Here is a 15,328-nt window from a genome sequence, read left to right as displayed (position 1 = left end):
AATTAAAAAGAAGCTAAAAAGTAGTTGTATGGTATAATGTCAAGTTAGTACTGAATATCAATAACTTTTTACTAAAATGAAGATTATGATTAAAACAGATATGCTCATCATAGGAGCGGGACCAACCGGATTATTCACGGTGTTTGAAGCAGGATTGTTAAAGTTAAAGACGCATTTAATAGATGCACTACCACAACCAGGTGGGCAGTGTTCAGAGATTTATCCTAAGAAACCTATTTATGATATTCCGGCATTTCCAGAAATACTGGCAGGTACTTTGGTAGATAACTTAATGGAGCAGATCAAACCTTTTGAACCAGGATTCACTTTGGGCGAAAGAGCGGAAACTCTAGATAAGTTAGAAGATGGTTCATTTGTGGTAACCACCAATAAAGGGACTAAGCACAATGCCCCTGTTGTAGTTATTGCTGGTGGATTGGGGTCTTTTGAACCAAGAAAACCGCCCATTTCTAATATTGTAAACTTTGAGGATACGGGTGTTTCTTACATGATCAAAGATCCAGAAGTATACCGTGACAAAAAAGTGGTGATTGCAGGTGGTGGAGATTCGGCTTTGGACTGGGCAATTTTTTTGACCGATGTAGCTTCTGAGGTGACATTGGTGCATAGAAGAGATGAGTTTAGAGGCGCATTGGATTCCGTTGAAAAAGCATCTGAATTGGCAAAGCTTGGTAAGATTAAATTGATAACTAAAGCGGAGGTAAAAGAGCTTCATGGAGAAAATGAGTTGAAGGCGGTAGTTATTAAACATAACGATAAGGAAAAAGAAGATACCTATTTAGAGGTAGATAATTTCATTCCGTTATTCGGTCTGTCTCCAAAATTAGGTCCTATAGGTGATTGGGGCTTAGAGATTCAGAAAAATGCCATTAAGGTAAATAATGCAAAAGATTACCAGACTAACATACCGGGCGTATATGCTATTGGTGATGTAAACACCTATGAGGGTAAGCTGAAATTGATACTTTCAGGTTTCCATGAAGCAGCCGTAATGTGCCAGTATGCTTATCAACAAATCAACCCTGGAAAACGTTTTGTAATGAAATATACGACCGTTGGAGGTGTAGAAGGATTCGATGGCTCCAAAAAAGTAGCGAAGAAAGAAGTAGTACAAAGTATAGCATAATTTTATTATTTGGTTAGTACCGCCTCCGGATGCTTTGGCGTACGGAGGCTTTTTTTATTACAATTTTTTAAAAATTCGTGGGCTAAAAAACCTATTGAAGTTTTGGTTAAGAACGGGTAGTACCGTTACTTTGCAATTCGTTCCTGAATAATTTGAACTGTTATCAAGAAAGGCGGAGGGACTAGACCCTGTGAAACCTTGGCAACCCTTTCCGCAATGGAAAAGAAGGTGCTACATTCTATCCTGTTTAAAAAGGACAGATAACTAAAGAAAGAACATTTTTCCTTCCTTTCCTTACTTGGTATCACATATATTTTAAAGCGAACATAAAATTTGTTACAGCGTAAAATGAAGGATATAAAAGAAATTTTAAAAGAGCGTATTTTAATATTGGATGGTGCCATGGGTACTATGCTACAACGCTATAAGTTTACCGAAGAAGATTTTAGGGGAGAGCGCTTTAAAGATTGGGAACACCCATTGCAGGGCAATAATGATTTATTGTCATTAACCCAGCCAGAAGCAATTGCAGACGTTCACCGTAAGTATTTTGCAGCAGGAGCAGATATCGTTGAGACCAATACATTCTCGGGTACAACTATTGCCATGGCAGATTATTTTATGGAAGACTTGGTATATGAGCTCAATTACGAATCGGCACGTATCGCAAAAATGGTAGCCGATGAGTTTACGAAGAAAGAACCGAACAAGCCCAGGTTCGTTGCTGGAAGTATAGGTCCTACCAACAAAACGGCAAGCATGTCTCCAGATGTAAACGATCCAGGTTACAGAGCTATTTCTTTTGATGAATTGCGTATAGCGTATAAGCAGCAGGTTGAAGCATTATTAGATGGTGGTTCGGATATTTTATTGGTTGAAACCATTTTTGATACATTGAACGCAAAGGCGGCTCTATTCGCTATTGAAGAAGTAAAGGAAGAGCGAAATATAGATGTGCCTATCATGGTAAGCGGTACCATTACCGATGCTTCTGGAAGAACATTATCAGGACAAACGGCTGAAGCATTTTTAATTTCCATTTCTCATATTCCTATTTTATCGGTCGGCTTCAATTGTGCATTGGGAGCCAATCAATTGGTGCCACATTTAGAGGTGTTATCAACCAAAAGTGAACATGCCGTTTCGGCACACCCCAATGCAGGTTTGCCAAATGCCTTTGGAGAATACGATGAAACTCCCGAGCAAATGGCGGAACAAATAAAAGAATACGCAGAAAAAGGTTTAGTAAATATAGTAGGCGGTTGTTGCGGAACCACTCCGGAACATATTACGGCAATAGCTGAGGTTGTGGGAAATTTTGAACCTAGAAAGTTGACAGTTGTCGGTTGATGGTTGTCAGTGAATTATAACTGAATGGAATATACAGAATTAGAAGTGTGGAAAGAGTCCAGGGTTTTAGCGAATTTAGTATATAAAGTTTCTCAACAATTTCCTAAAGTAGAAATGTATGGGTTGACAAATCAAATACGTAGATGTGCAGTATCTGTTCCATCGAATATAGCAGAGGGATGTGGGAGAAGGACTTCGGCAGATACTATTCAGTTTTTACATATTTCTAGAGGTTCTTTATATGAACTGGAAACTCAGTTATTCATCGCGTTAGATCAACAATATTTGATTAAAGAAGATTTTGATTCGATTTCGAGGCAAATTTTAAAATGCAAAAAACTCATCAATGGGTTTATAAATTATTATAAAAAGACCAAATAATGTCTGGAAGTATTTCAAAAAAACCATCAACTGACAACGGTCAACCGACAACTAAGTACCTGAAATTATCAGGTCTTGAACCCCTAATAGTCACTCCCGAAACGAACTTCATAAACGTTGGGGAACGCACAAACGTTGCAGGTTCTAAAAAGTTTCTACGTCTTGTAAAGGAGGAGAAGTTTGAGGAGGCATTGGCGGTTGCAAGAGAGCAAGTGGAGAATGGAGCACAGGTCATTGATATTAATATGGATGATGGTCTGATCGATGGTAAGGAAGCCATGGTCAAGTTTTTGAATCTTGTTATTTCTGAACCGGATATTTCTCGTGTACCTATAATGATAGATAGTTCTAAATGGGAAATCATTGAAGCGGGTCTACAGGTAGTTCAAGGAAAATGTGTGGTAAATTCCATTAGCTTAAAAGAAGGTGAGGAGCAATTTATACATCATGCCAAGCTGATAAAAAGATATGGTGCCGCTGTCATAGTAATGGCTTTTGATGAAGTTGGACAGGCAGATACTTACGAGCGTAGAATTGAGATTGCAAAGCGTTCGTATGACGTTTTGGTGAACAAAGTCAATTTTGCGCCAGAAGATATAATTTTCGATTTGAATATTTTTCCTGTTGCTACGGGTATGGATGAGCATAAATTAAATGCCATCGATTTTATTGAAGCAACAAGATGGGTGCGTGAAAACCTACCACATGTAAGCGTAAGTGGCGGAGTGAGTAACGTGTCATTTTCGTTTAGGGGGAATAACCCTGTGCGTGAAGCAATGCACTCGGTTTTTTTATACCATGCTATAAAAGCAGGTATGAATATGGGTATTGTGAACCCTAGTATGTTAGAGGTTTACGATGATATTCCCAAAGATCTATTGGAACATGTAGAAGATGTTATTCTAAATAGAAGAGATGATGCAACAGAACGTTTGCTCGATTTTGCGGAATCTGTAGTAGGGAAAACAAAAGAAAGTAAAATTGATTTGTCTTGGCGAGAAGAGCCTTTACAAGAACGTATTACCCGAGCCTTGGTAAAAGGTATTGATCAGTATATCATTGAAGATGTAGAGGAAGCTAGAGTTGCTGCAGATAAACCAATTGAAGTCATAGAAGGGAATCTAATGACAGGTATGAATGTGGTAGGCGATTTATTCGGAAGTGGAAAAATGTTCTTGCCACAAGTAGTGAAATCTGCCCGAGTAATGAAGAAAGCGGTAGCATATTTATTACCCTATATTGAGGAAGAAAAGTTAAAAGCAGCCCCCCAACCCCCAAAGGGGGAGCAACATTGGAAAACTGCTAATCCTGTAATGTATAAATTGCTAAAAGAGCACGCTTCCAGAATGCGTAATCAGCCAACTACTGCAGAAAAAATGTTGTGGAATGCATTAAGTAATAAGAATTTAGGTGGGTTTAAGTTTAGGAGGCAACATATTATAGGAAGCTATATTGCCGATTTTATTTGTTTAAAGCAGAACTTAATTGTGGAAGTTGATGGTTCTATACATCAATTACCGGAAAATAAGGATAGTGACGCAGAAAGAACTGCTTGGTTAGAAGCAGAAGGATATACGGTTCTACGTTTTACCAATGATGAAGTCTTAGGGAACCTTAATCAAGTATTAGAGAAAATTCACGAACAATTGGTAGTTCCCCCCTTGGGGGCGGAGGGGGCTCCCGGAAAAATATTAATGGCGACGGTAAAGGGCGATGTTCATGATATTGGTAAAAATATTGTGGGTGTTGTTCTGGCATGTAACAATTATGAGATTGTTGATTTGGGAGTGATGGTGCCGCCAGAAAAAATTATTGCTGCCGCCATTGAGCACAATGTGGATATTATTGGACTTAGCGGATTGATTACGCCCTCATTGGATGAAATGGTGCATTTGGCAAAGGAAATGGAACGTAAAAATTTCAAGATTCCGTTGTTGATTGGTGGGGCGACAACAAGTAAGGCACATACGGCGGTAAAAATAGACCCGCAATATAAAGAGGCTGTAGTTCATGTAAATGACGCTTCTAGGGCGGTTACGGTGGTAGGCGATTTGTTGCAGAAAGAGACGGCTACAGGTTATAAGAAAAGTATAAAGGATGATTATGATGTGTTTAGGGAAAAGTTCTTGAACAGGTCATCTAGTAAAACCTATAAGCCTATTTCAGCGGCACGTAGAAATAAGTTTAAAATAGATTGGAAAACTTCAGAAATAGTTAAACCGAATAAACTAGGTATTCAAGTTATAGAAGATTTAGATTTAAATATTTTAGTGCCATATATAGATTGGACCCCGTTTTTTAGAAGTTGGGAACTACATGGTAAATACCCTGCCATATTGACCGATGAGGTTGTTGGAGAACAAGCAACCGATTTATTCGCAGACGCTCAAGAGATGCTGAACAAGATAATTTCTGAGAAGAAATTAAAGGCAAAAGGTATTTTCGGATTATTCCCTGCAAATTCTATTAATGACGATGATATTGAAGTTTTCGTCAATCAAGATTCTTCTCAACAAGAGAATTTATTATCCAGTGTTGCCCCCTTTGGGGGAAAGGGGGCTATTTTTAGAACCTTACGTCAACAATTGGAGCGTAGAGAAGGTGTTGCAGATTATGCCTTGGCAGATTTCATTGCCCCTAAAGAGTCTGGTAAGCAAGATTATATAGGTTGTTTCTGTGTATCCACAGGTTTTGGTACGGCAGAATTGGCAGCACAGTATGAGAAAGATCTTGATGATTACAATTCTATTATGGTAAAGGCATTGGCAGATCGTTTGGCTGAAGCATTTGCAGAATATTTACATAAAGAGGTAAGGACCCAACATTGGGGTTATGCCTCAAATGAGGATTTGAGCAATGAGGATTTGATCAAAGAATCATATAAAGGTATTCGTCCGGCACCGGGTTATCCTGCTTGTCCAGATCATTTAGAGAAATTGACCATTTGGGAAATACTAAAGGTTAAGGAAACTATTGGGGTGGAATTAACGGATAGTTTGGCCATGTGGCCAGCGGCATCGGTAAGTGGCTATTATTTTGGAAATCCTGAAGCACGTTATTTCGGACTTGGTAAAATAAAAGAAGATCAAGTAAAGGATTTTGCCGATCGTAAGGGAATGTCTTTCGAAGAAGCTGAGAAATGGCTGGCGCCAAATATAGTAGAAGCCCCCTAGCCCCCATAGGGGGTAATATTTTCATATTATAAAAAGCATATGCAGTTGATTAATAATGAAAATTGGAGGCAAAATAGTAAATTGAGTTATACTCAAATAGTTAAATAAATTATTAGATAATTAAAAATACCCGAGTAAAAGTTCCCCCTTGGGGGGCTAGGGGGCTTATGAAAGTAACAGACCATATTACCAACGCACAGGGAAAAACACTTTTTTCTTTTGAAATTGTACCGCCGGTTAAAGGGCGAAATATTCAGGAATTGTATAATAATATTGATCCGTTAATGGAATTTAATCCTCCGTTTATTGATGTAACGACATCGCGAGAGGAAACTATTTATATTAAAAAAGAGGGGCTTTTAGATAAGAAAACTACACGTATGAGACCAGGTACCGTGGGTATTTGCGCGTCTATTCAACATAAATATAATGTAGATACGGTACCGCATGTTATCTGTGGAGGTTTTACAAAGGAAGAGACCGAGTATATGCTGGTAGATTGTCATTATTTGGGTATTGAAAACGTAATGGCTCTGCGTGGCGATGCTCGTAGCGAGGAGAAGTATTTTGTACCAACCGAAGGCGGACACCCGTATGCCATAGATTTGGTAAAACAGATACAGGATTTAAACTGTGGTAAATATTTGCATGAGACCATAGAGAGCGAGTACTCAAGTGAATTTTGTATTGGTGTTGCGGGTTATCCGGAGAAGCATTTGGAATCTCCGTCTTTACAATCGGATTTAAAGCGATTGAAAGAAAAGGTCGATGCCGGTGCAGATTATGTGGTTACGCAGATGTTCTTTGATAATAAAAAGTATTTTGAGTTTGTTGAAGCTGCAAAGGAAATGGGAATTAACGTGCCTATTATTCCGGGAATAAAACCACTTGCTGTAAAAAGACACTTACAGTTATTGCCACAGGTTTTTAGAATTGATTTACCTCAAGATTTAATAGATGCTGTAGATGGTTGTGCTACAAATAAAGATGTGCGTAAGGTAGGTATAGAGTGGGCAATACAACAATCTAAAGAACTGAAAGCAGCCGGTGTGCCTGTTTTACATTACTATTCTATGGGCAAATCTGATAATATTAAGGCGATAGCGGAAGCGCTTTTTTAGTTTGTAGGAAAGAACTTTGTACTTTGTACTTTTTACTTCGTACTTAGTACTTATTTTTGCCCTCAATGAATTTCAAGTTTCTAACCATTGTAATACTATCCGTAAGTTTCTGTTTTGCACAAGAAGCTTCTGAGAAAAAAAAGTACACGCTTGATGCCAACCAGTTTTATGGTTCCATCATGCTGCATAATCCAGATATATCTCATTTAATTACTTCACATCCTGGTGGAGTTATATTGAGCTATAATCGAAAAACCTACGGAGCCGAAGCATGGGAGGAGTTATATAATTATCCCGATTTAGGCTTTTCTTTTATTTATCAAAATTCAAATAACAGTACGCTAGGGGATAATTACGGATTGTATGCGCACTATAATTTTTATTTTTTTAGACGTAATATGCAGTTTCGTATAGGTCAGGGTATTTCTTACGCCACCAACCCTTATGATAAAGAAACCAATTTTAGAAACAATGCATATGGCTCTGACCTTTTAAGTTCAACGTATTTAATGCTGAACTATCATAAAGAAAATATTCTTAAAGGACTGGGTTTTAAGACAGGTATCTCAATTATCCATTATTCCAACGCTAATTTTAGGGCGCCGAATACCTCTACAAATACCTTGGCTTTTAATGCCGGTTTTGTGTATGATTTAGATGGAGGTAAGGAAATTGAATATGTACACCGCGAAAAAGAAAAAGTAACCGAGGCGTTACGTTATAATTTTGCCTTGAGGGCTGGGGTGAACGAAAGTGATGTCATCGATTCCGGCCAGTATGGCTTTGCTGTACTCTCTGCATATGCCGATAAACGAGTGGGTAGAAAAAGTGCCCTACAATTAGGTACAGATGTATATTTTTCTAATTTCTTGAAAGAATTAATACGGTATCAGAGTATTGCTTTTCCAGAGAATAATGTAGATGCCGATGATGATTATAAAAGGGTAGGGGTGTTTGCGGGTCATGAACTGTTCATTAATGAAATGTCGGTGATCTCTCAATTCGGATACTATGTGTATTATCCATTCGATTTTGAAGGGCGCACATATTTGCGTGTAGGGTTAAAGCGCTATTTTGGAGATAAAGTTTTTGGGGCGGTAACCCTAAAGTCTCACGGCGCAAAGGCAGAAGCGGTAGAATTCGGAATAGGAATACGATTGTAGAAATATGATGTTAGAAAATAGAAAACAGAAAATAGACTTTAAATCGTTAGGTGGTGGGCAAAGACTTTTGACCTTATCTTCTATGTTAGTGTTGTTGTTCATATGTATTTCTTGCGATTCAGAAAATGCTTCCGATTGTTTTCAGAGTACGGGTGATATAGTACGAGAAGAGGTTATGGTAGACAATTTTACTGCCATTACCGTATTTGAAAATATCACTTTGGTTATAAAACAAGGAGACACCCAAAAGGTAGAAATAGAAACCGGTGAGAATCTTAGAAATGAGGTTTCAGCTGTTGTGGAAGATGGTCGTTTATTGTTGACCGATACGAACGATTGTAATTATGTGCGAGATTATGCGACGACTACCGTATACGTTACAACGCCAAATTTAATCAGTATACGCAGCAGTACAGGATTTCCTATTAGGAGCGATGGCGTTTTGGCTTTTGATAGCCTAAGTCTGTTGTCAGAAAGCTTTAATGTTCCTGAGGCCGAAACCACAGATGGGGAATTTAATTTAGAGGTAGCTGTAACCTCATTAAGTTTAACGGTAAACGGTATTGCCTATTTTAAGTTGAAAGGCACTGCAGAAAGTTTAAGTATCAATATTGCAGCAGGCGATTCAAGAATAGAGGCGGAAGAGTTAGTTGCTGAACGGGTAGCTATAAATCATAGAGGTTCAAATGATATTTTAGTGAATCCGCAACAAAGTCTAACTGGTGTATTAAGAGGAACGGGAGATTTGCAAAGTTATAACCGACCGGCAACAGTAGAAGTGGAAGAATTGTATAACGGACGATTGATTTTTGTGGAATGAATCCCATTTTAAAATATCTTAAAAATGTATTCGCTGCTAAAAGGGTGTTGGGTGATGACCCTACTTTAACAGGATTAGTGAAAGCGGATGCCCTTTTGCAAGATATGTTCGCCAGTGATAAATTTCCAGGATTGGCAATTACGGTTTTAAAAGAGGGAAAAACCATTTTCCAAAAAGGCTATGGGTATGCCGATGTTGATATTAAACAATATGTAGACCCTAAAAATTCCATATTTAGAATTGCAAGTGTATCAAAACCAATTGCGGCTACTGCACTGGCCTATATGGTTCAGGAAGGAGTAATCTCATTAGACGAATCTTTCTATACCTATTTGCCTCATTATCTCAAGAAAAAGTGGGATTTCACTATTCGCCAATTGGCAAGTCACACCGCAGGTATTCGCGTATATAAAGGCAAAGAATTTGCTTTGAACAAGCCTTTTGGGATAAAGGACAGTTTGTCTATTTTGGAGAATGACCCATTGGTTTTTAAGCCAGGTACCCAATACCTGTATAATAGCTTTGATTGGGTAATGATATCTGCCGCAATGCAAGAAGCAAGCGGAATTCCCTTTGAGGAATATGTTCAGAAAACAGTTTTGAATCCGTTAGGGATGCAGAAAACGTTCTGTCCTGAACGTCATTTGGATGAGGATTTAAGAGTAACTGGTACAGAGGTCAATGATATAGCTACATCAAAAGAACAAAACCAGGTAACCACATTTTATACAAAAGGGGTAATGGGGTTTAGAAAGGCTGTTCCTGTTGATAATTTTTACAAGTTGGCAGGTGGTGGTTATCTTTCTACATCAGAAGATGTTGCAAAATTCGGACAAGCATTTTTAGATAGAAAAGTGAATATAAACGATGCTGTTTTAAATCAATTTTTAACCGCACAACACTTAGATGGCAATTCTACCTACTACGGTTTAGGTTGGCAGGTGAGTGAAGATGCTAAGGGGCGAAAGTTCTTTGGGCATGTGGGCAGTGGCGTAGGTGGTTACTCCAATTTTTTCGTGTATCCAAAAGAGCAAATGGTGTTTTCAATTCTTATAAATAGTACCGACCCTAAAATACAAGAGGACCTAGATGTTGTAATCGATTGCTTTTTTGATGAGGTTGATTCTTAGCGCTTTAATGTTTTTTAAGATTTAAAGAAAGAGTATATTAGTCTCACCAACCATTGAGACTACAGTTTACAGATGAGCTTACCTTCAGAATCCACACCAGTTGCAGAGACTAAAAAGAACATTACATGGCTACAACGACTAAAGGAAGAAAGCTGGGAGGCAGAATTACTAGTTTCTGCAATTGCCATTTATGGTACGTTTCAGTTATTTGGGTTAATAGAATGGGCAACAAATAAATACATAGATCTATTACCTGTTGAGCAGTATATCTATGGATATTTTATTGTTTTTATGGGTTTACTAGCCATAAGTATATTGGTAGCCATGTTTGTAATTCATTTCTTTTTACGCGCCTATTGGATTGGACTGGTAGGATTAAATTCCGTATTTCCGGACTATAGTGTAGAAGACAGCGCATACTCCAAAATTTATACGGAAAAGATTTTGGCCATATTGCCAAAACAAGAAGATACCATACAGAAAGTAGATGAATTGTGTAGCGTTATTTTTTCGGCCGCATTCACCATTCTTTTGATATATTCTTATTTGTCAGTATTTCTAAGCCTGTATATGCTATTATTTAATTTGTTTATAGATTATGTACCAAGTTATATACTTCTAATTCCAATTTTTATAGTCATTTTATTACTGGGAATAAGTTTTATTTTTAACATTATAGGAAACTTAAAACAATTAAAAAGTAATGTTTGGGTTCAAACTTGGATGTTCAAAATTGTTAAACTCTCCTCTATGGTTACCTATGGTCCTTTGTACCGTAATTTGTTGCAGGTATCTATGGTTTTTGGGTCGAACTTTAAAAAGAAAAAATCCTTAGTATATTTAATATTGTTATTTTTTCTTTCCGGAATGTGTGTTGCCGTTGTTAAAATTCAGGATACTAATATTTTCCATCTAATAAAACCTGATAGTTATGATGTGCAAAAAATGCATTTAAGTTACTATGAAAATCAAGATATAAATGAGTCCTTTTTATTAACTCCGCAAATACAATCAGATATAATAGAAGGAGAAACGGTTAAGTTGTTTATTCCTATTTTTCATCATGAACGAAATTATCAAAAAAACACCTGTGGAGAGTTTATTGAAAAGGAGAATTTTAGTAGCGATGAAAATAGGGTGCAACGTAGAAAGTTTAATCTTGAGTGTTATGAAAAGTATCATCAGGTTATGCTCAATGGCGTTCTTTTAAATATCAATTTTCTAAAGAAAAATCATCTAGTATCAGAGCAGTTAGGTATTGTAGGCTTTATAGATAAAGAGTTGTTTAAGAACGGCAATAATATTTTGCTGGTCACTAAAACGTTGGGTGCTGTAAAAGAATTTACATGGTCTATACCTTTTTATTATCAGTCCAACACACAATTAAAATAAATTTTTAACGCTATTAAGATTATCAAATTTAAAGTAAATGTTATGAGGTTAAAATGTTGTTTAATTATATTGTTAACAATAGCTGTAAATGTTTCTGCCCAAGAAATTACAGCCTTTCCTACAATGTGGGGTATGGAGTATTATCAAGATGATAAAGAAATTACAAGGAAAGAAGTAAAAAGTATTTTTTCAAAAAATGAAGAAGTTTATGCACATTGGAAAAAGGCAAATACAAAAGATGTGGTTGCCGGAATTGCTTTGGCAGGTGAATTTGTAGGTGTTTTTTGGGCAACAACTGAATTATTAAATGATGACCCGACCTTAACAAATCGGGATAGGGCAAAAAACGCTATTGGTCCGCTAGCGGGAGGTTTGGCAGGTGCAATAGTGGGAGTTATATATTTAAATAGCGCCAATAAATCTAGAAAGCGAGCTATATTGTCTTACAATAAACAATTTGATAAAACCACCACATTTAGATTGGTTCCTGTAGGAAATTCTAATGGGCTTGGGGTGGCACTCAGGTGGTAGACCATAGACATAATTTTAACACAAAACCTTCAGTTTTTGAGATAGAAATTGAATTTTATAAAAAAATAAAGTTCAAAACAGCCATATTTAAATATAATTACTACATTAGCCAAAGATTACAAGAACAATGACAAAACAATATTTCTGGAACGGTTTTTATTTTTACTTCTTTTTTAAAAGAGGTACGGAACTGTTGTAGTATATTTTAAATATAAAATAGAATCTAAGTTCCGATATACGTCGGAACTTTTTTTTTTGATTAAAACTGAGTAAAGTGAGTCTGAAAATAGCCATACAAGGAATAAAGGGCAGTAATCACCACCAAGTAGCAAAAGATTGCTTTGGTGATGATATTGAATTAATAGAATGCCTTTCTTTTGATGCTTTGGTAGATAAGTTGTTGTCTAAAGAAGCGGATCAGGGCGTTATGGCTATTGAAAATTCCATTGCAGGTTCCATTATCCCAAATTATGCATTGGTGAATCATAACAACCTACATATAATAGGTGAGTATTACCTGAACATCCATCATAATTTAATGGTGTTGAAAGGGCAGAAAATCGAAGATATTACAGAAATAAGTTCTCACCCCATGGCATTGTTGCAGTGTAAGGAATATTTTAGGCAATATCCGCACATTAAACTCGTGGAAGATGTTGATACGGCTGAAACGGCAAAGCGTATACAAGAGCAAAAGTTAAAGCATGTAGCCGCCATTGCACCAAATGTAGCTGCAGAATTATATGGGTTGGACATCGTAGCGAACGACATACAAACCATTCAAAATAATGCTACTCGTTTTATCATTGTAAAAACAAAAAACGATGCGTTGCCCCAGGCGGAAATAAGCAAGGCTTCTTTACGGTTTTTAACCGACCATAAAAGGGGAAGTTTAGCGGCAGTGCTTAATGTTATGAGCGATTGTAGATTGAATTTAACCAAAATACAATCGTTGCCAGTAATAGAAACACCATGGAAATATGCATTTTTTGTGGATGTTACTTTTGCTGATTATGCAGATTTTACAAAGGCTAAAAGTCTATTGAACATCATGGCAGAGGACTTTAAGATTTTGGGTGAATATAAAAATGTAAGACAATGATACGTACCGCTGAAAGGTTAAATACCGTACAGGAATACTACTTCTCAAAAAAGTTGAGAGAAGTACGCGGTTTAATGGCAGAAGGTAAGCCTATTATAAATATGGGTATTGGGAGCCCTGATCTTACTCCGTCATCAGAAGTATTAAAAGCTATACAGAATTCTGTACTTGAAAACGGTGCCCATCAATACCAAAGCTACCAAGGTTTGCCACAGTTGAGAGCAGCTATCGCAGATTTCTATAAGAAGAAATTCAGTGTTGATGCTGACCCAAATACCGAGATTTTACCCTTAATGGGCTCAAAGGAGGGTATTATGCATATTAGCCTTGCATTTTTAAATGAAGGCGATGAGGTATTAATTCCAAACCCTGGTTATCCTACATATACATCGGTTACGAAATTGGTAGGTGCAGTACCTACATATTATGATCTGACCGAAGATAATGGATGGTTTCCAGATTTAGAAGAACTTGCAAAGCAAGATTTATCTAAAGTAAAGGTCATGTGGTTAAGTTATCCACATATGCCAACTGGTGCTACGGCTACAAAAGAACAGTTTGTAAAGATGGTGGCATTTGCTCAAAAGCATGAAATACTTTTGGTAAATGACAATCCTTATAGTTTTGTTTTAAATGCTGAACCGGCAAGTATATTAAGTATACCTAATGCAAAAGAGGTTTGCTTAGAGCTTAATTCATTGAGCAAAACATTTAACATGGCAGGTTGGCGTGTTGGTTTTGTTTTGGGTAGCGAGAATCATATCAATGCTATTTTAAAGGTGAAAAGTAATATGGATAGCGGCATGTTCTACGGTATACAAAAGGGAGCCATTGCAGCACTTGAAAGTAGTGATGATTGGTTTGAAGAATTGACCAAAGTATATGGTGCCCGTAGAGAGTTGATCTATAAGTTGGCAGATTTATTAGGCTGTACGTATGATCGTAAAGCTGTAGGTATGTTCGTTTGGGCAAAATTATCGGAAGGTAGCGCTGCATCAGAAGATTTTATAGATAACATATTGTACAATAAAGATTTGTTCATTACACCAGGAACCATATTTGGTAGTAATGGTGAAGGCTATATTCGCTTTTCGCTATGTATTTCAGAAGATAAAATAAAAGAAGCAATCGCAAGATTTTAGTGTGATGAATGTATTTGTAATAGGTATCGGTTTAATAGGAGGTTCTTTGGCAAAGGATATAAAGTCCGCTTTTGACAATGTTACCGTGTATGGTATAGAATCTAACGCATCAAATTTGGAAGAGGCATTGTCCTTGGGCATTATAGATCAAAAAGCCACCTATAAAGATTTACAATTGGCAGATATGGTCATTGTAAGTATACCGGTAGATGTTATGGTTATCGAGCTTCCGAAAATATTGGATGCCGTCCATGAAGATTGCGTGGTTTTTGATGTGGGTTCAACTAAATCAATGATATGCAAGGTATTGGAGAATCATCCTAAGAGAAGAAACTTTTTAGCGTGTCACCCAATTGCCGGTACAGAGTATTCTGGTCCGTCAGCGGCAATACATGATTTGTTCAAAGACAAGACCAATATTATTTGTGAGGTAGAGTTAACTGCCTTTAAGCTTCAAGAAAGGGCATTAAAGGTTTTTCAGGCAATAGGTATGCGTATAAGATATATGAACCCTGTTGCTCACGATAAGCACATTGCTTACGTATCTCACTTATCGCACATAAGTTCGTTTATGTTGGGTAAAACGGTGATAGAGAAAGAAAAGAACGAGCGCGATATTTTTGATATGGCGGGTAGTGGATTTGAAAGTACGGTGCGTTTGGCAAAAAGTTCACCAGCCATGTGGACCCCTATTTTCAAACAGAATAAAGAGAATGTAGTAGAAACTTTAGAAGAGTACATTCAGAATCTTACGGCGTTTAAGGAATTGCTGCTGAAAGATGATTACGAGGGCATTTATAATGAAATGAATAATACGAATAAGATCAAAGGAATATTAAAAAGAAATACCGTTAAACAAGAAATAGAATAAGTAAA

13 protein-coding genes and 1 riboswitch are annotated in these 15,328 nt (G+C 37.0%); all 13 genes read left to right on the top strand.

The features are described 5' to 3' along the window. Positions 1–85: 85 nt before the first annotated feature. The 13 genes from ABVM52_RS03705 (at position 86) to ABVM52_RS03645 (ending at position 15,323) form a co-directional block, all read left to right on the top strand. Positions 86–1,147 (top strand): NAD(P)/FAD-dependent oxidoreductase, encoded by a 1,062-nt coding sequence (locus ABVM52_RS03705; protein WP_405383844.1) that lies wholly within the window; start codon positions 86–88, stop codon positions 1,145–1,147. A gap of 157 nt (positions 1,148–1,304) precedes the next feature. Next, positions 1,305–1,414, top strand: a riboswitch (SAM riboswitch). Positions 1,415–1,495: 81 nt separating this feature from the next. Further along, entirely contained in the window at positions 1,496–2,497 is a 1,002-nt protein-coding gene (locus tag ABVM52_RS03700; RefSeq protein WP_405383842.1) for a homocysteine S-methyltransferase family protein, read from the top strand. A gap of 24 nt (positions 2,498–2,521) precedes the next feature. Then, positions 2,522–2,878, top strand: a complete 357-nt coding sequence (locus ABVM52_RS03695; protein ID WP_405383840.1) for a four helix bundle protein — start codon at positions 2,522–2,524, stop codon at positions 2,876–2,878. Continuing rightward, positions 2,878–6,051, top strand: a complete 3,174-nt coding sequence (locus tag ABVM52_RS03690; protein ID WP_405383838.1) for a vitamin B12 dependent-methionine synthase activation domain-containing protein — start codon at positions 2,878–2,880, stop codon at positions 6,049–6,051. The genes ABVM52_RS03695 and ABVM52_RS03690 overlap by 1 nt, the downstream gene beginning before the upstream one ends. Positions 6,052–6,218: 167 nt before the next feature. Continuing rightward, the gene (gene metF, locus ABVM52_RS03685) at positions 6,219–7,172 is read left to right on the top strand and encodes a methylenetetrahydrofolate reductase [NAD(P)H] (protein ID WP_405383836.1); all 954 of its coding nucleotides are present in this window, start codon (positions 6,219–6,221) and stop codon (positions 7,170–7,172) included. A 65-nt stretch (positions 7,173–7,237) separates the two neighbouring features. Next, positions 7,238–8,335 (top strand): acyloxyacyl hydrolase, encoded by a 1,098-nt coding sequence (locus ABVM52_RS03680; RefSeq protein ID WP_405383834.1) that lies wholly within the window; start codon positions 7,238–7,240, stop codon positions 8,333–8,335. A gap of 4 nt (positions 8,336–8,339) precedes the next feature. Next, the gene (locus ABVM52_RS03675) at positions 8,340–9,155 is read left to right on the top strand and encodes a head GIN domain-containing protein (RefSeq protein WP_405383832.1); all 816 of its coding nucleotides are present in this window, start codon (positions 8,340–8,342) and stop codon (positions 9,153–9,155) included. Then, positions 9,152–10,285 carry a serine hydrolase domain-containing protein gene (locus ABVM52_RS03670; protein ID WP_405383830.1) on the top strand — a complete coding sequence of 378 codons (1,134 nt, stop codon included), beginning with the start codon at positions 9,152–9,154 and terminating at the stop codon, positions 10,283–10,285. Before ABVM52_RS03675 ends, ABVM52_RS03670 begins: the two co-directional genes overlap by 4 nt. 72 nt (positions 10,286–10,357) lie before the next feature. Next, positions 10,358–11,677, top strand: a complete 1,320-nt coding sequence (locus ABVM52_RS03665) for a hypothetical protein (protein WP_405383828.1) — start codon at positions 10,358–10,360, stop codon at positions 11,675–11,677. Positions 11,678–11,746: 69 nt separating this feature from the next. Continuing rightward, positions 11,747–12,208 (top strand): hypothetical protein, encoded by a 462-nt coding sequence (locus ABVM52_RS03660; RefSeq protein ID WP_405383826.1) that lies wholly within the window; start codon positions 11,747–11,749, stop codon positions 12,206–12,208. A gap of 274 nt (positions 12,209–12,482) precedes the next feature. Further along, the gene (locus ABVM52_RS03655; RefSeq protein WP_405383824.1) at positions 12,483–13,310 is read left to right on the top strand and encodes a prephenate dehydratase; all 828 of its coding nucleotides are present in this window, start codon (positions 12,483–12,485) and stop codon (positions 13,308–13,310) included. Then, the gene (locus tag ABVM52_RS03650; RefSeq protein WP_405383822.1) at positions 13,307–14,452 is read left to right on the top strand and encodes a pyridoxal phosphate-dependent aminotransferase; all 1,146 of its coding nucleotides are present in this window, start codon (positions 13,307–13,309) and stop codon (positions 14,450–14,452) included. The genes ABVM52_RS03655 and ABVM52_RS03650 overlap by 4 nt, the downstream gene beginning before the upstream one ends. 4 nt (positions 14,453–14,456) lie before the next feature. Beyond that, positions 14,457–15,323, top strand: a complete 867-nt coding sequence (locus tag ABVM52_RS03645; protein WP_405383820.1) for a prephenate dehydrogenase — start codon at positions 14,457–14,459, stop codon at positions 15,321–15,323. The last annotated feature ends 5 nt before the right edge of the window (positions 15,324–15,328 follow it).

Origin of the sequence: Maribacter sp. LLG6340-A2, from assembly GCF_045057105.1 — a bacterium.
GTDB lineage: Bacteria > Bacteroidota > Bacteroidia > Flavobacteriales > Flavobacteriaceae > Maribacter.
This window is presented reverse-complemented; position numbering and strand designations above follow the sequence as displayed.